The organism is Pseudoflavitalea rhizosphaerae (genome assembly GCF_003991355.1).
Lineage (GTDB): Bacteria > Bacteroidota > Bacteroidia > Chitinophagales > Chitinophagaceae > Pseudobacter > Pseudobacter rhizosphaerae.
Genome location: NZ_RCSU01000013.1, coordinates 138750 through 161251 on the forward strand (window position 1 = coordinate 138750; position 22502 = coordinate 161251).

Genomic DNA, 22502 nt, shown 5'->3' on the forward strand with positions numbered 1-22502 from the left:
AGGGGTGAAGACAAGGAATGCCATCCTTTGGTCTCCCCGGAGGGAGCGTAGAGGGATGGCATTCTATTCATCTAAACGTTGTAGCGGGCTATTTAGTTTACCCGGAGAGCGGCTTTTTTTGATACCAGCAGCAGACCGATAAAGGTGAGGCCGCCATTAATGATCAGCAGTTCCAGGCCGATCTCGAAATCCCCGAAAATTGATTTCTGGAAAATATCGAGCACCAGGCAGATCAGGGGCGCCACCACACAAACAATGGGGGCCAGCTGATCATTCACTGCACGTTTGGTGAGGATCCCGAAACTGAAAAGACCCAGCAGCGGACCATAAGTGTAGGCCGCGATCTTCAGGATCACACCGATCATGCTGTTATTGTTGATCCATTCGAATACCATTACAAACAAGAGGAATATCGCTGCAAAAATCAGGTGTGTACGCTGGCGGATCTTTTTCTTCTCAATATCGTTCCAGTCCTGTCTTCTCTGCATTCCCAGGATATCGATACAGAAAGATGAAGTGAGTGCTGTGATCGCGCCATCGGCACTGGGGAAGAGCGCAGAGATCAGTGCGATGATGAATACCACGGAGATCAGCGGAGTCATATGGTTCAGCGCCACTTCAGGGAAGAGTTTATCACCGGTGGCTGTTAATCCCTGTTGTGCGGCGTAGAGATGCAGTAACCCTCCCAATACGAGGAAAAGACCGATCACCACGAACATGATGATGCTCAGTGTAACCACGTTCTTCTGTGCGTCCTTGAGGGTTTTCACGGAGATATTTTTTTGCATCATCTCCTGGTCCATACCCGTCATGGTAATGGTGATGAAAGCCCCCGCCAGTATCTGTTTGACGAAAAAGTATTTACTGTCGGGATTGGTGAAGAAAACTTTGGAGTAGCCTTGCTCGCCCATAGCGCTGAGGCTTTGACCGAGGCTCATGTCCATCTTGTTGAGAATGTAGATCACACACACAACCAGACCGAGCAGCATACAGGTGGTTTGAAGTGTATCTGTGTACACGATGGTTTTCACACCGCCTTCATAAGTGTACAAGAGGATCATCAGCAGTATGATCAGCGTAGTGGCCCAGAAAGGCACGCCGAAACTACTGAGGATCGTGTCCTGAAGAATCTTCACTACCAGGTACAAACGCGCTGTGGCGCCGAGTGTACGGCTGAGGATGAAGAAAGATGCCCCGGTCTTGTACGACTTGAACCCCAGTCTTGTACTCAGGTAATTGTAAATGGAAGTGAGATTGAGTTTGTAATACAGGGGCAGCAAAACGAATGCGATCACCATATAACCGATAAAATAACCGATCATGATCTGGAAATACGCAAAGGATTCTTTTCCTACGGCGCCGGGCACACTCACGAAAGTTACACCACTCAGTGATGTTCCGATCATACCAAAAGCCACCAGCATCCAGTTGGAATTACGGTTACCGATGAAGAAAGAATCATTGTTAGAGTTACGGGATGTGAAGTATGCTACGGCCAGAAGCAGCACAAAATAGCCTACCACGAATGTGAACAGCATGGAAGCCGACATAAGCTTAAAGAATTAATAGTGATCTTCTACAAAATTTTCGCGCGCTGAAGGTAGGAAAATTGTCACCAAAATTGCAGACAATCCACTTACCTTAGCAAGAGTTTCAGATTGCTGAAACCAAAGTCATCCATATGAAGATTGAATCTGTAGCGGTTTTCTGCGGATCTAAACCCGGACAACACCCCATTTACGCCCAGCATGCGGCAGAATTAGGAAAATTCATCGCCATCCTTGGCCTCAAACTCGTGTATGGCGGTGGAAACCGCGGCCTGATGGGCACTGTAGCCAATGCAGTGCTCCTCAATGAAGGTAAAGTGATGGGCGTGATGCCCAAAATCCTCGTAGATTGGGAACAGCAACATGAATCGCTATCGGAACTCGCTATTGTACCCGACATGCATACACGCAAAAAAATGATGTACGATCTCTGCGACGCAGCCATTATCCTTCCCGGCGGCTTCGGCACCCTCGACGAGCTTTTTGAAATGGTGACCTGGAACCAACTCAAGATCCACGATAAAAAGATCTATATCCTCAACTCAAACGGATTTTACAAACACCTGCTGGGACATCTGAACCAAATGCAGAAGGACGGCTTCCTCTATGAAGGCGTTACAGACAGGATCATCGTTTGTGATACACCGGTAGAGCTATTCAACAAGATCGGATAAAAATCAGAGGGCTGGCAGTCGCTCGCGTCCCCGCGAGTGACTTGTATTTAGTCGCCTCCGGCGACGCGGTGTTCGCCGGAGGCGAACAAATAGAAGTCACTCGCCAGAGGCGAGCGACTGCCAACTCTCCGCCCTTTTTAGTCACCCCCTGCTCCCCGATAAAGCAAAAGCCCGGAACAATTCCGGGCTTCCGTTTATCATCAATTCATTGGTTTCATCAAAATCCAATATTATAACCAAATGTATAAAATGCCCTGTTCTGATAAGGTGAACGGTCATTCTGTAAAAGATCGTATTGCACCATCGCCACAAAAGAACCCCTGCCCCCGGTTGGGATCACCGCACCGGCGCCACCTAACAAGGAGGGAACTACCTGCGGATCCAGTTTGGCCGATGTACCATCGGGATATTTTATCTTACCCCATACATAGTTGGCTTCCGGCTGCAATTGCAACAGCAAGTATTCGATAGGATATACCCTTCCGAAAATATTCAAACCGGCGTTTCCATAATTTTCCTTGTAATCCGCGCCCACATTATACCTGCGCTTGTAGCTGGAATAAAGGAAATTCACACCGCCACCTGCAGCCAAATACCTGTTGAACCGGTATCCAATCTGTGGAGACACATTCACCAATGTATAATCGCCAAAGCTCAAACCGAAGTTGCCTCCGAAGAAAAGATTATCCCTGTTGAAACCTTTCTGTGCAGGAGGTTCTTCCACCGGCCGTTGCTGAGCCTGTACAGCCAGTGTGCCAAACAATAAAAAGGCAGCCAATGCAAAATGCTTCTTTGCCATATTGATGTTGTTAAGTGTAAGCGCCGGGCTGAACTACAGGTCGAATATCTTTCCTGCGTTCAGAATATTATTAGGATCGAAGGTTTTCTTGATGCCGCGCATCAGTTGCAGTTGCGCTTCATTGAACACAATATCGATATAATTCTTCTGGATCAGACCAATTCCATGCTCACCACTGATTGTTCCTCCCAATTTGTGCACCAGCGCAAACAATGCTTTGATGCCGGCAATGAGTTGCGGATCATCAGCGCTGTTGGCTACACCCTCTTTCTTGATGCGGATATGCAGGTTGCCATCGCCGGCATGTCCGTAACAAACAGCTTTGAATCCGTATTCGAGACCAAGCGCTTTTACACCACGGATCAATCCGGGCAGTTCGGCCCTGGGCACCACGGTATCTTCTTCCACGGTATAGCCATCCACTTTTACAGCTTCGGCTGTTCTCCGGCGGAGTTTCCAGAGTTCCGCTTTCTGTTGCGCGTCATCCGCAAAATACACTTCGCCTGCCTCATATTCTGTTAAGAGCGTGCTAATTGCCTCCATCTCCACCATCAGTGTATCCAGGTGGTTACCATCCACTTCAATGATCAAATGTGCAGCAGTATCATCGGTAACAGGAACAACGGCGCTGTCTACAAATTTACTCACGATCTTCAATGCATCGATCTCCACCAGTTCCAGTGCAGAAGGCGTGAAGCCCGCACGGAAAATAGCACTCACCGCTTCACCTGCTTTTTCCAGGCTCTGGAAAGGAACCAGCATCAGCAGATCATATTTAGGAAGCGGGATCAGTTTCAAAACGATCTTCGTAACAATGCCCAGTGTGCCTTCGCTACCAACCACCAACTGCGTCAGGTTGTAACCGGTAGAGTTCTTCAGCACATTGGCCCCGGTCCAGATGATCTCACCGGTTGGCAGCACCAGTTCCAGGTTCAGCACATAATCCTTTACCACACCGTATTTCACGGCTTTGGGACCACCACTGTTCTCGGCAATATTACCGCCGATGAAACAGGAACCGCGACTGCTGGGATCAGGTGGATAGAAAAGCCCTTTCTCCTTCACTGCATTCTGCAACACTTCCGTGATCACACCAGGTTCCGTGATCACCTGCAAATTCCTTTCATCGATATGAACAATGGAATTCATGCGATCAGTAGAGATCAGCACACCACCGAGGTTTGGCAGCGCACCTCCGCTAAGGCCAGTTCCTGCTCCACGGGGCGTTACAGGGATACGATCTTTGTTACAGATTTTCATCACGGCTGAAATTTCCTCAGCTGTTCTTGGTCTCAATACAACTTCGGGAGGAAAGAGCAGGTGCTCAGTTTCATCATGCCCGTAATTGTTGAGCGATTCTTCATCCAGCAACACATATTGCTCTCCAACAATCTGCCGGAATGCATCGATATGCGTTGCAGTCAGGGTTCCTTTAATTGCCACAGTCTCCATTTTATTCCTGGGGGGTGGTTAAGATTTGGTCAATAATGCTGTTTATAGAAAAACGGACTCAAAAATCGGTTAAAAGCGGCAAATAATATGGAATTTTCTTGGTGCCGGCGGGGTTATACTTCGCAGGCTGCAAAATATACCATCGCGGGAGAATCAATATGAACGTTTGTTTGGAGAGATTGAACAATAGCACCGAATCAGCTTCATCGCTTATATTTTGAAGGCCTGGAAAGCATAATCCGTGCCGTCACATGCCTCTGGAGGTGCAAGAGGAGAATGTTCAAATAATTTGTTATGGCATTCTATCTGATGCTGCGTCCTGAGGCAGTGTTGTTGTATCGGCAACAGGTTTGATGATCAATATTTCAGGATCATTGGGATGAAGAAGATGGATATCCTTTGAGTACAACCGCATCAGTGAATCTACATAGGAAGTTTCAGGACGCTCACTCATGCTGTTCACATCGGGGTAAAGGAAAAGTCTTCCGCCTCTTTGAAAACTGCTGTTGATGATACTGTCTACTGCCGGCCTCAGTTGAGAATTGGCGGGTACTTCCGTAACATTTGATTTGGTGAAGTATTCAAGGAAGTCTTTCAGGATCCATCCCTGTTGCAATAAAACAACATCGTTTTCCTTAATGGCATTTTCCACGGGGCGCACTTTGAGATAGTACCAGTCGTGGTCCAGGTCCTGCAACCAGCGGATACTTCCGAAATAGTTCACAATAAATAATGTGATGCTACAGATCAATCCAACTGCAGTATGGCGAAGGCCGAAAGGAAATCCGGTGACGGTCAATGTGCCCAATAATAGTAGCCAGAGCAATACAGTCTGAAAGATCCAGAACTCGAGTATCTCCGGCATCCACACGCAGAAGAATGCAGAGTATACAGCGCCGCAGACAACAAGTGACGGTATTACTGAAGGCCAGGTTTTTCGCACAGTTTTGTATTTCCTGATGAAGCGAACAATCAACACCAGCATCGTTGCGGCCAGCAGCAGGGTAAGCAGGGAAAGCACAATGGCCGTTCCCTGGCTGATATGACGCGCCAGGAATATTTCATCGTGGAGGGAATGAACAGACTGCAATTTCTCGAAATAGCTATCTATACCAGGCAGCCGGAATACAAAATGCCCTCCAACAAAAGCATGTGTAAAACCGGTGAAGACATAGAATGGAGTTTTCACACCGGGCATCTGCCAGTAATCCTGGTGTTTGGTATAGCCCTGCATCCAGCCGGTCCATTGTTCCAGCGAATCCTGTCCGGCCACTACCCACCCCATGAAGAAATAAGTGCCGCCTACCAGCACCAATCCTGTTATTGCGTATGCAATGAAAGAAGGCATGAAAGCCAGCTGTTGCCGGCGGCTCCAGAGAATGTAAATGATCACCAGCGCAAAAAGGATATGCAACTGGTGGAACAGGATGGCCAGGCAGTGAAGCACTGCAACCAGCCAAAGATCTTTTTTGGAGAATGATGGTGAAGTGAGTTTGTAAAGGGATGCCAGCAGGAACATCATCGCCGGCGCATATACTTCAATGTTAGCGCTGTAGAACCACATGCCATAGGAGAACGCGATCACGGAAGAGAACACCACGGAAGGCCAGGGCTTCCAGTTGAAACGCCAGCGGAAAAAGCTGTACACAATGGTCATACTAACGCTGCCGCACACTGCCGTAAATGCTTCCACCAGGTAATAATCTTTGATGCCTGGAAAAATGGCCTGCGTGAATTGCAACCAGTACCAGGCAGCATAATGATACAAAAGGTGATGCGGATGGCTGAGGTTTTCACCGCCTTTGATAATACCGTTGAGATAGCCAATGGAATCGTGTGGCCCTGAGAAATTGGCGGCCAGTGTTAAAAGGAACATTAATAAAGATCCGGCAAATACAAGTAGCTGCTCCGGAATTTTCGGATGCTTCATTTTTACATAAGTTTCATAAATCACTACTCACAATTTCTCAGCTGGTTTCTAACAACTACTATTTACAGGGCTATGCTAACTCAGGTATAGAACATTGGTTTGAGGGGTGGCTGCAAGTTAATGCGCATTATTTAGTAATAAAAGCAAATCGGTCTTTTAATTGCAGGAACCATTTCTCAAAAAGGTGATAAGAAGCGATACTGATACCGATGGAAAGAGGCAATGCGATGATCGCCTGCGCAAACGCCGTTCCCAGCATACGCTGGTCCAGTCCGAGTTTCAGCACCACTTTGGTGGATATATAGATCGCCAATAAATGAAGGCAGTATAACCCGTAAGTATATGTACCCAATTTTGAGATCAGTTTCCACCTGCCCAGTTTGAAGAAGCTGTTCACGGCATAATTCTGTTCAAGAATGATCATACCAAAGAAAAGCCCGATCACCAGCCGCTCGAAAATGATGGGTATACCGGCAGGGAATATATAACTCTTGAAAAGGCTCAGCATCACAGCGCCTCCGTAAATCAGCGCTATCATGGGTTTGCTCATATTGGTTACCCAGTGCAGGAATTTGGTGGGTGAAGAACAGAGCCAGGCCATCAATCCACCAAGGGCCATATCACCGATCACTGAGAAAGTGTGAAAATACCTGACGGCATAGTCATGATCGTTATCTGCTGTGTAAAAACTCCTGAAGATCAGAGACCCCAACATGATAAGCAGGAAAACATATTTGTAAAATCTCACGGGCACTATGCGGAGTATCAATGGCCAGGTGAGATAGAACTGCTCTTCAACGGCAACGGACCATAGCACTGAAACCAGCACAGCCTCAGGATGCTCCGGCCAGATACGCATGTATTCAAAGTTGGCGGCAAAGATCACATAGTACCAGGGATCAACTCTCTCTACATATGCTTCCCCTCCCATCTGTTTCAACACCGGGAAGATGATAAACGCAATGGCAAGGCAGAGATAATACAATGGCCAGATTCGCAATATCCTTCTCACGTAGAAATTACCAATATGAATAGTACCGGTGAGCTCACGTTCACGGATCAGCAGGTAAGTGATCAGGAATCCACTCAACACGAAGAAAAAATTCACGCCCAGTGAACCGTATTGGAAAAGAAAACGGATCCCTTCGGAAGCATTTGGATTTGTTCCGTTGATATAGGGATAGGTAGTCATATACCAGTGAAAAAGGAACACTACAAAAAACGACAGGAACCTCAACCCGTCGAGGTTCGGGAAGAAAACACGCGCTTTGGCCTGAGCAGGCGCTTGCGCCGTTAAAGGAGTGATGGCAGGTATTGACTGGCTCATGGGCAGAACGGTTTATTTTCTTGGAAGCACATCATCGATATTCACGCCGATCTGCAACTCCAGTTCATATTTCGATACGTTGAAATTCCTCAGCATTTCAGCTCTTGTGATCAGTTGGTTGTAATAAGCTGTCTCCACTGTTTTGAAAGCTTCTGCCGTGATAATGCCATCGGCAAAATCCTTCTCGGCCAGCTTGTATTCAGTGTATTCGCCCTGTGTGATGCGCACCTGCAGATCATACTTTTCCTTATGCATCAGGTAATCTTCGTAGGCGCTGAGCACATCACGACGGATGGTACGGTAACGTTGGTTCTTTTCAGCTTCCGCGATATAAATATTCTCGCGCGCCACTTTCACATCATTGCTTCTTGCAGAAAAGAAATCGAAAGGAAGCGTGAGGCTGAAATTGTACCTGGGAAAGAACAATCCTCCATTCAGGTTGCTTGGGTTGGAGTTGCTGTTGCCCAGATCCTTGATGGAAAGTTCATTCAGGTTACCGGAAGCCGCAAAAGCATTGAGCCAGGCGCCCTTCGCTTTCTTGAGTCCCCTTTCGGCAATGGTCACTTTTCTATCTGCGATCTCGTAATTGGGGTTCTGCAATGCAAGCTGCACCAGTCTTTCCCTGATATCCACCGGCCTTACGGTATCCAGGTTGGAATGATAGGTAGAGGCATTTCTCCCGGCGGGATTTTGAGCGATGGCATTCATCGCAGCCAGCATAAGAACGGCGGCCATTAGTGATTTCATCATGATCTATGTTTTTTCTTCTGCGGTTTGAGATGGATAAGCATTATCATCATATTGCGGCATCTTGATCAGCAATGCCAGCACGGAATAAAAATAAAGTACACTGGGATATTGGCCGATGGCCAGTTGCGAGAATTGCGCCACCATGAGTGTAAAGATGGAAACAAAATGGCATAGAAGCAAGGCCCTGAGCTCGGGATCACGCAACCGGTAATAACTTCTGATGCCCGTTCGCAGGATGGCAAAGTAAAAGAGCAGCAGCAAGCCCAGCCCTATCGGCCCCTGCTCCATCATGGTTTGCATGAAACCGCTGTCCGGCGGAATGATGCTCATCGGGTGGCCGGGATGGTAGAACTGTCCCATATTCCCGGAGGAATTCAGTCCGCCTCCTATCGGGTGCCTGTAGGCGTATGGCTGTACTAGCTTCCGGTTCATGTCCCGCGCCATGGCCGACGGATCTTTCGATCCTTCAAACGTAGACCGGAGGCGGTTGATGATCATATTGTCGTAGACCGGCGCCACCAGCAGTCCAATTATCATGAAACCGAATACGCCTGCAAACAGTATTGTCCTTTTCTCGTACAGGGTCAGCACCACGTAAAATACCATGCCCGCCACAATCATAAGAGTGCCCGTTCTGGTGCCGGTATAACTGGATGCCATAAAGTGAATGGCAGTCAGTATCCAGAACAATACCTTCTGCCAGGTTTTGGTGGAGCGGATGGCCAGTACAATCATCATCACACAGGAACAGGAATAGAGAATGCCTGCTGCTGCGGGGTCCGACAATAATCCGAACCTCCTGATGAATCCGAAGTTTACAAAGAGCGCATATCTTTTTTCATCCGCCATCAGCCATACCTGCTCATAGTGTGCAAAGCCAAGCCATTGCTGCTGGCAGGCATGCAAAGCATTGATGGTGCTCAGTACCACCCAGAACCAGGTGAACTGAACTATCATCTTTCGTGAATTGAGGAAACAGTAACTGATATAGAAAAAAGCTACAAAGCTCACCTGCTTTCTGAAAAAATTGAACCAGCCAAATACGCTCCTTCCCGATGGGTTGCCCAGTTGAATAATATAGAAACCAACCAACACCAGCATCCAGACAGTAATCGCATTGGTCCAGAATTTTGTATTGATCTCCTTTCGCAACTGCTGTTTGGTGAGCACACCTAACATTGCCAGGTAAGCGAGGTATTCAGGGATCAGGCCGGTTGGTATTGGTGTAGCGGAATTGCTCAGCCGCGCCGGCATCATCATGAACAAAGTAGTGGCGTAGGCTGCATAGAAACCGAACAATGGATAAACGATACAGAGGCCGCACAATAACAATACACCCAGCAAACCCACGATCATCACACTCAGCTTTATATCCACCACTACGGTGATATAACTCATGAGTATGGCTACCAGTCCCAGCAAACCGAATCCCAGCGGGGTATTCAGTTTTTTGGTAACCAGGTGGTAGCGCAGGGTATCCGTCAACGCGCCCTTCGTTCTATTGAACAGGTTCTTTTCCATGTTTATCAGAAGAACAGGAATTTAACGAACATGCCAAGGCAGAACACAATGGCGAATAAGGTACTGATCAACTCAAATGTCTTGTAAGGATTTTCATTCTCCTTTTCCATGATCATTTATTTAAATTTTCCTTCGGTACAACAACTTCTCTCGTGAAATATTGGGTGGATGGCTGCGGTTTCTTCTTGGCTGCATCATCATCCCTCAGCGTAAAGATCCATCCAACACCCAGTTTTTTGGATACATTGAACATGATCATTGGGATGATCACACCCAGCGGCCAGATAGTGAACTGCAATAACGGAATGCTCTCGATATGCAGGTATTTAACAAACAGGATACGCAGCCCGGCCGTAACCATCAGGTGGGCCACATAGATGTACAACGCATGATAGCCAACCACCCTCAACCATCTCATCACATTGAAACGCTGCAGCATGAACGACAGGTGGATCATGAACAGACCTCCAATGATGGCCGAGAAAAAGAATATATCCTGGCGTTGGTGCTGTACATAAAAATCGAACTCTTCTGGATGCGCCAGGTTCAGCGTGGTGCAATACCATTCAACGGCTGCAAATATGGGCAGGATGATAAAAGTAGTTTTGAAAGATGATAACCATTTGTGATGTTTTTCATCAAGCACAATACTGTGGAGGGCATCGCCCACTGCAAAGAACAGGTAGTAAAAGGTAACGCCACTGAGGAACCCGATATGTATATTCTGTTTATGACAGTACGTTGCGATCCCATAGAACACCAACCCGAGCACCAGCTGGTGTTTGGAAGTGAACTTCCCATACCATGTGGTGAGCGCGTAGATCAGGCTCACAAAGAACAGTGCATTCAGGTACCAGAACTGTTCCAGCTTGCGCGGATCGAGGATCAGGTTCAGGTAATCGAATGGCGTTCTGTTGGCATTCACACCGGCTCCTGCAAAAAGCAGTTGAAGGGTGATCTGCAGGCCGCCCCAGAGAAGCAGCGGGTACATAACTGTTTTGAATTTCGCATTCAGGAAATCACCGATCCCTTTTTTGAAAAGTGTAACGGCAAAGAATGCGCCGGCGATCATAAAGAACAACGGCATACGGAATCCCATCGTGAACACGTCAACGATACGGATGCCGGGGTAACTGTAAGAGCCCACTCCCACATTGGCAATGCCCTCAAATGTATGCCTGTACACCGGCATCAGGATACAGATGCCCTTAGCATAATCCATCCATGGGTTACGGCTGCGACCAAGGATCTTATCAGCATTAAAAAGAGAATTGATCACGTTAGAACAGGTTTATGGATTAACAATTACAACTCCATATTATCAGGCTCTACGATATTCAGAACCGTTCCAATGAATTTCCCTTCAGTGCTTTTCAGATAATCTATGGAGTCTTTATCAGTTTGCTTAAGTACGGATTTGGCGTCAAACACAGCGATGATGGCTTCCGCATAGCGGGCCAGCTCTTTACTGTCTGCATGCTCATTGAGTGAAGCGCCTTCAATGATTACGAAATCGTAACGTTCTGCAACCTTGCTGATATTATCCAGCAGGCTATTCTTTGGAAGCACTTCGGAGGGTGTATAGTTACCTTCCGGACAACCGATCAGATCGGTATGCGGAATGGGGGTCATGCTGGTAATGCCCAGGAATTTTTCAACGGCTGCATCTTTCTCTCCCACACTGAACTGCGTAAGTGCAGGCTTGGCTTCAAACATCCTGGTGAGCGAATTATTGCTGAAGTTGGCATCGATCAGCAATACTTTTTTCTTCGTAATGCTGAAGCTATGGGCAAGCGCTTCGATCACGGTTGTTTTTCCCTGTTGGGATTGCGTGCTGGTAACAAGGAATATTTTCTTCCCGCTTCTTTCGAATTCGTATCTCAGTTTGCGAAGATTCTCCACAAAGAGATTGTCTCCATCCTTGCGATTGGGATCGCCATCAAAATTGAGATGGTCCTTCAGGGCCTTCTTTTTCAGATCGATCCTGTTCAGCGAGCTCAGCAATTTCAGCTTGGTGAGGCGCGTGAAGATGGAAGGCGTTTTGAAAGAACTATCCAGGAACTCGAGGCCGAGCAATACGATGGAGGAAAGGAAGAACATAAGGATGCCGCTCATTCCCATAATAATTGTGCGGCGAGCGGGCTCAGCGCGGTAAGCGGGCTGTCCAACCATCGTTTGTTTGAAGTTGTTCTCGGGGTTCACATCCAGGTCCAGTGATGCCTGCAGGCTTTTCTTCAATGCTTCATATTCCTGCGATGCGATGCGGAGCTCTTCCTCTTTCGCTTTCAGGATCACTTCCTCACCGCCACCAGTGGTGGTCATGGCCTCATATTGCGCTTTCTGCGCACTGAACAATTTCACGTTCTGTTCTGCAGCCAGGATCTTTTGTTGCAATTCCACTTTTCTGTCTATCAGCTCAGACTGACGAATGGCAGATTTTTCTGCGGCCCTTTCGCGGCTTCCGCTGGCAGTGGGCGCTACGGACTGCATTTTGCGCACATTGGCATCTATCTGTGTCTGGATCGTTTTAACTTCATCTTCTGACTTACCGGCTTTCTGTAATTCCAGGTTTTCATTCTCTCTTTTAAGGCGAAGATATTCTGCATTGTTGTTCACTACGGGAGTGCTGCCAACTGTAACAAACGAACGAAGTTGTGTTTCCACTGCTGTCAATTCACCGCGAAGATTGTTGAGCTTGGCCATTTCCTGCTGGAAATTCGAAGTCATTTCCTGTACCACACCCATCGCAGCGGACGCGCGGTCTGCCACGTTAGGGGTTCCGATCCGCGCACGGAAATCACGGAGTTTGGCAGTGAGTTCATCCACTTCTCTTTTTTTGGTACTGGTGAGACTGTCGAGCTTTGCAGTTGACTCCTGTGCGCGGGTACCATAAATATTGTTGAAGAAACGAATGAACTGCTCTCCGATGGTGTTCACCACATATGCAGAAAGGAGTGGACTCTCCGATGTATAGACGATATTGATAAAGTCTGTATTCTGGATGCGGCTGAACGCGATCTTATTGTTGAGGGCCTGGTCGTTATACCCATAGAGAAGAATGAGATCATAGATCTTTTTTTCTTCGGGGTCATAAGGAGAGATAAGGCTCATGGTAGCGATCTTACTCCGGAGAATGGATTTGGCATTTTCCAGATTCGCTACTTTGTACACATCCTGCGATTTCTGTTCTTCCGTGAGCACACGGAATGGGTGGGCATCTTCGAGATCATGCAGCAGCAGCTTGTAAGACAGCATGCCCATTACCTTGGGAGAGCGGAAGGTTTCGAATACGTTGTTGAACCGAAGATCGATCTCAAAGATGTTGAGGTTGCCGTCATCTTTGATACTCACCTTCTGAGCCATTGTAAATCCCGTCGAATACTGGGATACGGAGAGATAAGATTTTTTCTGTGTCAACGTAAATGCAAACCCTGCCAGCAAACCTATGAAGGTGCAAAAAGCGATGATCCACTTCTTGCGTAGCAGTGAATGCCATAAGTACATCAGATCCATGAAAGTTTCATTTTTGTGTTTCAGTGAAAAAGGTACGCTGCGAATCTCTATGAACAAACAAAGAAGAACGAGGTGCCACTTTCTTCTGACACCTCATTCTTCTGAATGGAACGCTTATTTCTTTTCTGCTCTTAACATTTTGCTTGTGGCCACAGGTTTACCATTAACCACCAGGGTCATTAGGTAAATGCCTGTTCCAAGTGCGCCTTCGTTGGTATTGATACGAAGGGTATTCATTCCCGCCGCCATTTGACCGTAAGCACGTCTGTATACCAGTCTGCCGCTCATATCATACATATCCACTCTCACCTGGTTGGAAGCAGCCGCATTATTGAAATCGATGCTGATAAAATCATTGAACGGATTCGGATAAGCTTTGATGGCAACTTTATCCGCCAGCTGAGCATTGTCGGCCACGGCTTGCAATGCAGTCTGTTCCCCGGTTACAGTATTCACAGGTTGATCAGGATTTCCTGTCACAACTATATTGGGTACTGCTCCGCCGATCACATCATCATATGTCTCCACTATCATACCTGAGTTGAAGCCCCATACGCCTTCCTGAGTGGTAGAGAAGTCTATGAACACTTCGCCATTTGCATCAGGCTGAACATCTCCGATGTACACGAACTTGGTCTTGTTCAGCCATGAATTGAGGTATACTGACCTTCCGTTGATGGTATAGGTTGCGGTGTAGTTACCAAAGAACCAACCATCGCTGCCCATGCTTCCGATGAATCCGAAGCGGTAACGCTTGTTCTGATTCAGTCCACTCACCTTCAGCGTTGATATCTGTGTATTATCCAGCCAGTAGCAGCTTTGAAGTACTGCATCCGGTGCGATACCTGAGTTGTTACCGGTATTGATACCCGCCACATTCTCACCATTGAACGGATTAGCGATAGAAACGGTCATACCGCTCGGTTGTCCGCTCTGGTTCTTCAGGTTAGTGAAGTCAGTTGGCAGGTTCGGCGTTTCGCCGGTATTATTCCATGGGAATCCTGCATTGGCCGTAGAGAAGTTGAAGTTCAGGTACACCAGTGATTGTGGTGTAACAGTTTTCACACGATTACTGAAATCAGTGAATGTTGCTCCAACTTTGGCTCTCACGCGGAACCAGTACCTGGTATTTGGATTCAGACCGGTAACCCTGCGTGTTGTTGTATTGGCCGCTAGTGAAACTGAATTCAGGTTCATGGTGAACAGGGAATCGGTGGCGCGTTGCAGTTCAAATCCGTCAACTGCATTTTCATTGTTCAGCCTGTCTGACCAGCTGAGGTCAACGGTATTGCGGTCCACCGGTTCTGCATAGAGGTTAGTGGGTCCCATCGGCGCCAGTGCCGGTGAGTATTCCTCTATCTGAATACCGTTCAGTACCATATAGGATGCTGATCCGATTTTGGAAATCTGCACATCTATTATGTTCTGAGCATTAGGTGTGATACCATTGAGGTTAGCTGACTGATTGGTATTGTTCCTTGCCTGTAATGTATCACTAACAGTGCCGCCTACTACAACATACCTGTTGTTTGCATCCGAACCTTCATTGATGCTGCCTACAAATACAAGGTTGTAACGTTTGGTCTGATCAAGACCGGCAAACCTGATGGTCTTCGGACCTGAACCGGCATCGATGATACCGCTAGCCATCACTGAATCAGGGAAGATACCGGTATTGTTTCCGGTCCTGTGACCATTGCGGTTTACATCGCCCCATCCGTCTACTGTTGTAATACTGATAGTAGAAGCCACATTGTTCTCGTCACGCAGGTTGGTCCTGTTAGATCCCGGGTTAGCCCATCCGTCCATATTCGTCCATGGAGCAGGAGCCAGTGTTGATGATTGACCCAGGTTGATATAGAACGATCTTGTATTCTTATCAGCCACTCCCACATTGATGGATTGCGTAGTTACGCCGCCCTTATCATCTTCCGCACGGATGGTGATGGAAGTGAATCCGATATTATCGGCAGTGGGCGAAGCCACCAGGCGGTAACTATTGGCGCCCAGTTGTTGCAGGGCAATGAATCCTGGCTTGTTCAGCACAGATACTGTTACCACATCACCAGGATTATCAGTTACAGTGAAGTCTTCATTCACGGTAGCATCCGTCTTGGCGAAGATATCAGCCAGCCCTGCCAGCACAGGTTTGTTGTTGGCAGTTGCGATATGAATGGTATCGCTGGAAATGCCGTCTCCATGTTTGTTGGTACCTATTACATAGTAATAGTAGTTGTTGTACGGCTGAGTAGTGAGATCCGTGTATTCGGTAGCATCCACGTTATTTGCGCCTGGGTTAAGCAGGGTATAAGGACCAGCTTTGGCGTCTGCGCGGTATACTTTGTAATTCTGTTCATTGTATGCCTTGTCTTCCCATGTGAGTTTCACACCGGTATTGGGAACATCTTCTGCAGCCAGGCTGAGCGGCTTCACAGGAGTGGTGCCATCGTCGAATGCAGCTTCCACAACCAGTGCGTTGAGATAACCACCGAGGTTGGTGGCGGCATCACCGATCATGGTGATGATCACTTCACCGGTTGGGCTCGGTTGTACCTGGTAGATAGTATCGGTTACATTCTGGTTGTTCCAGAATTTGATCTCTGCGGATTCGTTGCCGATCTTATAAGTAGTGGTGCTGTTTACAGTGAACTGGCACCATGGGCAGGTATTGCTTGCGTAGAACACGAAGTTGTACTTCCTGTTATTGTCGAGACCATATACACGCAGCCTGAGTGTATCATCGCCATCATTACCGCCCCATCCGAGATAATCGCGCATCACGTTATCCGGGAATACGCCGGAATTGTTGCCGGAGTTGTAGCCATCGCCACCAGTTCTGTTGTTGCTGTTGGCGTTCATGCGCTGGATACCTACAGTGGTCACCTCGTTTTTGATATTTCGGAGACCGCTCACATTGAAGTTGCTGCTCTTCGCGTCCACATCATTCCACAGTGCAACGTATCCGTTGTAGTTCATCATATTGATCTGGATCTTGTCGTTCGGATCCAGTTCATTCACTGTTACAGTAATGTCTTTGCTGCTCCATGCGCCATAGCTGTCGTCAGAGATCAACGTGATATTATATACACCTGAAGCATTGTAGCTTGGAGCGAAAGTGATAGAAGCGCGGCCGTTACCACTGTCTACCAGTGTGGCAAATGATGGCAGGTTGTTGGAATACCAAACGAGGTAGTCGTTACCATCATCATCATTGGATACCAGGTGCAGTTTCACCGGAGATGCGCCTTCATTCATATTCACATTACTTACAGGGTTGATCACAGGCAGACTGTTGGAGTTCACCAGGATCGAGAAGGCGGTAGTATCAAATCCGTTGAATCCGTCAGATACGATCACCTTGATAGTATAAGCACCCTGATCTGCCATCGATGGGTTGAACACCATATTGGCAACCCCGTTGCTCAGGTTCTGGATCTGCGCAAAATAAGGCAGTGGCTGAGCAGTGAATACGAGCGGATCGCCATCGGAGTCGGTAGCATTCAATGTAATGGTGCGTGAGGTACCGTAGGTCATGGAGAAGTCCATTACACCCTGGATCACGGGAACTGAGTTCACAGTGGTAGCACTGGAATTGTTGCTGTAAGCTGAAGGAGATACAACGCCTTTTGCCCGCACCTTGTAATAATAGGTTACGTTAGCAAAGAGTGATGAGTCTGTATATGTTTTTGTAGCGCCTGCACCGCCATCAACATTCGCCACGAGGCGGAAGTTATTGGTGTTACCCAGTGAGCGCCACACTTCAAATCCTGTTTCATCTGAAGACTGATCATTCCAGGTAAGCTTCACATTATTACCAGGCAGCAGTTGCGCATCCAGTCCTGTTGGAGTAAGCGGCGCTGTAGGAGCAACCAGGGTAGTATCCCAGGATGGCCCATATGTGCCATTCATTACAGATTGTATGCCGGTTGCAGTTAATGCAGAGTTGATCACAAAGATCTGGTCCATCTGACCAACGAAATAATCGCTGGAGGTTGCTGCCTGATTGAACACGGCATCGGAACTGCTGCTGCCTGAATAACCAAGCCTGGAAGCATTGCTGGCAGTACCAGACACAGTGGTGAAATTCAGGTTGGTGATGCTGCTTACTTCCACGCCATTCAGGAACAGGCGCAGTGTATTTTCATTGTATACAACAGCCACGTGGTTCCAGTTATTGGTGCCAAGCCAGTTCGCATTGCTGGCGAAGTTGGTCAGCGTTTTCGTGGTACGTGTTCCTGCGCTGCTGGCAACACCGTATTGCAGGCTGGTTCCATTGAAGCGGAGACCCAGTCCATTGCTGGAGTTACCGAAATCGAAGATCACACGGTTATTGTAAGAAGCAGAAGTTGGCCTGATCCACATGGCAACAGTACGCTGTGAGTAACCGCCTTCACTTGGGAAGGCGGCGGAAGCGCTGTTGTTGACAGTAGCATAGTTGTTGGTGCCATTGAAGTTCAGTGAAGAACTGCCTTCTTTCTTATCAGTAGTATTGTATGCGATAGTACCATTATAGGTAAGGTTGCGTGTTGAACCTCCTGAAGCATTGTTGCCATTACCATTCACCAGCCAGTTGGCCTCAGTGTAGGTATTGGTAAAGGCGGATTCACCACCGGTGCCAACTGCTCTTACCTTATAATAATATACAGTATTGGCACTGAGGTTGGAGTCGATATAACTGCTACCAGCAACTGTAGCAACAGGAATATAAGTTCCGTTGAGGGTGGTTGAGCGCACCACTTCAAAACCGGTTTCGTTGTTGCTGTTGTCTGTCCAGTTCAGTTGCATCTTATTATATGCAATGCCTGTTGCACTCAGATCGGACGGAGCTGCAGGGGCAGTGCCAGATACTGAATAGTTCCTGAAGTAGGCAGACAGCGGAACATTCTGTTCACTGAGACCTGCATTGTTCCTCCAGGTAAGGCTCAGCGCCTGACCGGAACCGGTATTGTGATAATAGGCAATGGCAATAGGATGCACCCCGGCAGCCAGGTAGATGGAGCCTGTTTTGGAAGTTGCACTGTGATTACCATCGTGGTTGATCACTTCGGCACTACCATATGGGCTTCCAACATAAAGATTGGCGCCATCATTGGCGGTAATTTTGAAAGTATAGGTTGCAGAAGTTGGCACCTTGATATAACCTTCGAAGAGGATACCATAGTTATCCGTTCTGTTCCGGATGCCTGCAATGTCCAGCACAGTGGAGCCCGAACTCACTCCCGTTTTCACCACAGTAGTGAAGTTGAAATTGGGGAGGGAGGTCCATCCTGTTCCTTCAAAATATTTATAGCTGAGGCCATTCTGTGTATACGAAGTAGAAGCAGTTACCTGGTTGCTTGGAGCAGACACGTTACCTGCCGCATCGAGCGCTTTCACATACATGGTATAGGTAACATTGCTATCGAGGTTGCTCAATGTAAAGGATGTGCTGCTGGTAGTGTAGGATTTTACACCATTGAGATAGATCTCATATTTTGTAACGCCTACATTATCGGAAGAAGCAGTCCATTTCAGGTATGCATAATTGGTAGCAGTAGCCTGAACCGTAAATGCAGAAGGAGCTGTGGGTGCGATGGCATCCAGCTCCGTAGCCACACCTGCTTCATTGGAAACAACTGCTGCACCAAATGCGCTCACTGCACGTACTATGTAATAATAGGTTGTATTCGAAGTCAGTCCCTGGTCCAGGTAAGAGAGCACATCCGGACCGGTGATATGCAGAAGCGTATAAGGTCCGCCTTCTGTCTGGCTCCTGTAAATTTCATAGCCTGTTTCATTCTGACCTGCATTGGGGTTCTCACTCCAGTCCAGCTGAATGCTGGTGAGTGAAGCGGCCACTGCGGTAAGGTTCTTGGCAGGGTCTGGTTTTGGACTGCCGCTGGCAGCAATCACTTTGAAATTGGGAGAAGGCAGTGTACCGCAACCAAACTCCTCCACCACTTTCGCATAGTAGGAACCGGAAGGCACGTTGATAGTGCGGCTGGTACCGATCTGCTGGTTATTGGAAGCATTGAACCACTGATAACCGAAATAACCTTCAGGTTGTTGAATTGTGGTAGTAGTGCTGCCATCAGGAGCGGGCAGTACATTACTCTTCAATCCGAGAATGCTGATATTCGGCGTTTGTGTAACTGGTTTTGGTGCAATCACAGCGGGTTTGGGACTCCACTCAGACCATGGGCCTGAAGCGGTGCGTTTGAAACGAACGCGGTAAACACCGAAAGATTTTACTGTGATATTATTTCCTTCATAAGAGATGATAGAAGAACCATCAACAATGGTATTGATATTGTTCTCGCGTTTGGCGATCAGGCTGCCATCTTTCTCCCACTCGTACGAAGCAAAGCCCGGGGTAATACCCAGTTTGGTATTGATGGCTGAATCAGGGCAAAAATCGCTTCGCTGGAAAAACACCAGGGGATTGGCTTTGTGCAGATCATTCATCCACGGAACGAAATCAGGTTCAGCCCAGTGCGGGTCCCATACAGAGTGACCGAGATTGGCGTATCTCGTCCAGCGGATATCTCCACCGTTGAGTTTATTGATATTATAAGAAGAAGTAGCGTAACCTAAATTGGGGTTGGTGTCTTTATCACCGGTTGCAAACCAAACGGGAACATGGATGAACTGTTGCCAGTTCTGGTTTCCGTTACCGGCTGCTGAAGGAGCTACTTTTGCTACGCGCTGGGGATATGCACAGGCAAAAGACCAGGTAGCGGCGCCACCATTGGATAAACCGGTAGCCAACAACCTGTCTGCATCCACGCGCGCATGTTTCACCAGCGAGTCTACCACCCGGAGCACCAGGTCATAATAGTAAGAGTAAGGAGCAGTGCCCCAGTCGGACCAGCAGTTAGCCCCGGAATACACCTGCGGATATAGCAGGAAGCCGTCGAACTTACCACTGTTCACTTTATCGAGGAAAGATTTACCGCCATGCACCAATTGTCTCTCATTATTGTAGAGACCTCCATTGGAATTACAACCAGGTTCACCTGCTCCATGGTAGAACACCATGACAGGATACTTCTTGGAAGCACTGTCTGGATTGGTATAACTGGTAGGGAACTTTAAACGGAAACACATTTTAAGTCCGCCGGCTCCGCCAACATTGATAAAGTATGCCTTGTATGCTGAAGCATTGAAACTTCCGCTTCCTGTGCTGACACCTGACGATGCCACACTAACCCATTTCTGCAAACCTTCAATATTGGGGTCTGGGTTGGAAGGAGTGCCCAATGCACTGCCTGAGTTCCAACGGACCTGGGCGTCATTAGGGTCAAATACATTCTGCGAATGAGCCACCGCAATGCATAACAATGCACTCATTGTGGAGAGAAGTAAAGCTTTCTTCATAAAAAAGCAGTTAAGCGTTATTTGTAAACGTTAATCTAAATGCTGTAAAAGCGGTTTGACAATGAGGATATGTTTTCCGGGACTTCGTTAAGTTAAAGACTCAGAAAGGCATATTGGAGGCAGATATTGTGGTGGTTTTCTCGCAGAATAATGAGGTAATCACAAGCAAGGTAATCCGAGGGATATGTGGAAGAGAGGCTTTCGTAGTAGGGTCAAAAGTAATATAATTTTCTAAAGTGCGAAATTAATTAACAAGCAATCCATCAGCAATAACCACTTCCGGGTATTTTTTTCAATTATGTCAAATAATTGCTTTTTTTGCAGAACAGATTCATCTCTAAGCATCCATTCTGTACCAATTCATATCACGTGAAGGGCTACTCTTAACTATGATCCTGACAATTATCAATTTTATTTTCTGGTTCAGTCTTGCGCTTATTTTCTATAGCTATGTTGGCTACGGCATCCTGGTTTGGATACTGGTCCGTATAAAAAAACTGTGGAAAAAACCTGCGCCGTTATTTACAGATGAGGACTCGCTTCCACATGTTGCACTGGTAGTGGCCGCTTACAATGAGCAGGATTTCATTGAGCGGAAAATCGCTAATTCATTGGAGTTAGATTACCCGGAACACAAGCTGGAGCTGGTTTTTATCACAGATGGCTCCAATGACCTAACGCCAGATATTATACGAAAATACAATAAGATACAGTTACTGCATCAGCCGGAAAGACGTGGTAAAGTGGCTGCCATGAACCGCGCCATTCATCAGGTGAAGGCCCCCATCGTTGTGTTCTGCGATGCCAATACATTACTCAATAAAGAATGCATCCGCAATATCGTGCGGCATTATGCGGACCCAAAAGTGGGCGGAGTAGCCGGCGAAAAACGTATCTGGCAAAATACCGCAGACGCCGCTGCTGCTGCAGGAGAAGGATTGTACTGGAAATATGAGGGCTTCCTGAAAAAGCTGGACTCCGACCTGTATACCACTGTGGGAGCGGCCGGCGAATTGTTTTCTGTACGCCGTGAACTGTTCGAATCAGCGCCTGAAGGCACCATCATCGAAGACTTTGTGCAATCGCTGAAACTCTGTGTGAACGGGTATGTGCTGCGATATGAGCCCAATGCCTATGCTGCAGAAGCGCCCTCTGCTTCTATAAAGGAAGAGATGAAAAGAAAGGTAAGGATCTGCGCCGGCGCTTTCCAGGCGATGGTACTGTTGAAAGAGCTGTTCAATATCTTCAAATATCCAATAGTATCTTTTCAATTCATTTCCCACCGGATCCTGCGCTGGACCTTGTGTCCCGTTGCACTGATCACACTCCTGATCAGTAATATCATGATAGTTGCACTGGCTCCTTCCCCATTTTTTACCCTGGTATTGATTTTGCAGGGAGCGTTCTACGTTACAGGAATCACGGGGTGGATATTCGCTTCAAAGAATATCAGATTGAAAGCTGTGTATATTCCATTCTATTTTCTTTTCATGAATATATCTGTGTTTATCGGGTTCAACCGTTTTATCCGCAATAAACAATCGGTATTGTGGGAAAAGGCCGCCAGGAGCCAGTCCCACGCTTGATAATTATCAATTAAAAGATACCACAAAAAGGGTATTTTTCATGTCAG

General features: G+C 47.4%; 12 protein-coding genes. 2 read left to right on the plus strand and 10 right to left on the minus strand.

Annotated features, from left to right (window positions below):
* Positions 1-92: 92 nt before the first annotated feature.
* Positions 93-1550, minus strand: a complete 1458-nt coding sequence (locus D9Y29_RS20790) for a sodium:solute symporter (protein ID WP_127131880.1) — start codon at positions 1548-1550, stop codon at positions 93-95.
* Between the two features lie 131 nt (positions 1551-1681).
* On the opposite strand from D9Y29_RS20790, the gene D9Y29_RS20795 reads away from it, so the two are divergent.
* Entirely contained in the window at positions 1682-2221 is a 540-nt protein-coding gene (locus tag D9Y29_RS20795; RefSeq protein WP_127131882.1) for an LOG family protein, read from the plus strand.
* Between the two features lie 217 nt (positions 2222-2438).
* On the opposite strand, the gene D9Y29_RS20800 is transcribed toward D9Y29_RS20795, so the two are convergent.
* The 9 genes from D9Y29_RS20800 to D9Y29_RS20840 form a co-directional block, all read right to left on the minus strand.
* On the minus strand, positions 2439-3020 hold the full coding sequence (locus D9Y29_RS20800; protein WP_127131884.1) for a hypothetical protein: 582 nt from the start codon (positions 3018-3020) through the stop codon (positions 2439-2441).
* Positions 3021-3053: 33 nt separating this feature from the next.
* The gene (locus D9Y29_RS20805; protein ID WP_241238001.1) at positions 3054-4463 is read right to left on the minus strand and encodes an FAD-binding oxidoreductase; all 1410 of its coding nucleotides are present in this window, start codon (positions 4461-4463) and stop codon (positions 3054-3056) included.
* Between the two features lie 301 nt (positions 4464-4764).
* Positions 4765-6402, minus strand: a complete 1638-nt coding sequence (locus D9Y29_RS20810) for a glycosyltransferase family 39 protein (RefSeq protein ID WP_127131888.1) — start codon at positions 6400-6402, stop codon at positions 4765-4767.
* Positions 6403-6529: 127 nt separating this feature from the next.
* The gene (locus D9Y29_RS20815; RefSeq protein ID WP_127131890.1) at positions 6530-7729 is read right to left on the minus strand and encodes an acyltransferase family protein; all 1200 of its coding nucleotides are present in this window, start codon (positions 7727-7729) and stop codon (positions 6530-6532) included.
* A gap of 12 nt (positions 7730-7741) precedes the next feature.
* Positions 7742-8479 (minus strand): TolC family protein, encoded by a 738-nt coding sequence (locus D9Y29_RS20820; RefSeq protein WP_127131892.1) that lies wholly within the window; start codon positions 8477-8479, stop codon positions 7742-7744.
* Positions 8480-8482: 3 nt separating this feature from the next.
* Positions 8483-10000: an O-antigen ligase family protein gene (locus D9Y29_RS20825; RefSeq protein ID WP_127131894.1), complete on the minus strand. Its 1518-nt coding sequence runs from the start codon at positions 9998-10000 to the stop codon at positions 8483-8485.
* A 112-nt stretch (positions 10001-10112) separates the two neighbouring features.
* Positions 10113-11279 (minus strand): acyltransferase family protein, encoded by a 1167-nt coding sequence (locus D9Y29_RS20830; RefSeq protein WP_127131896.1) that lies wholly within the window; start codon positions 11277-11279, stop codon positions 10113-10115.
* Positions 11280-11305: 26 nt separating this feature from the next.
* Positions 11306-13513, minus strand: coding sequence for a GumC family protein (locus D9Y29_RS20835; RefSeq protein ID WP_127131898.1), 2208 nt, complete (start codon positions 13511-13513; stop codon positions 11306-11308).
* Positions 13514-13627: 114 nt separating this feature from the next.
* Positions 13628-20869 carry a fibronectin type III domain-containing protein gene (locus tag D9Y29_RS20840; protein WP_127131900.1) on the minus strand — a complete coding sequence of 2414 codons (7242 nt, stop codon included), beginning with the start codon at positions 20867-20869 and terminating at the stop codon, positions 13628-13630.
* Positions 20870-21258: 389 nt separating this feature from the next.
* On the opposite strand from D9Y29_RS20840, the gene D9Y29_RS20845 reads away from it, so the two are divergent.
* Positions 21259-22455: a glycosyltransferase family 2 protein gene (locus D9Y29_RS20845; protein WP_127131902.1), complete on the plus strand. Its 1197-nt coding sequence runs from the start codon at positions 21259-21261 to the stop codon at positions 22453-22455.
* Positions 22456-22502: the final 47 nt, after the last annotated feature.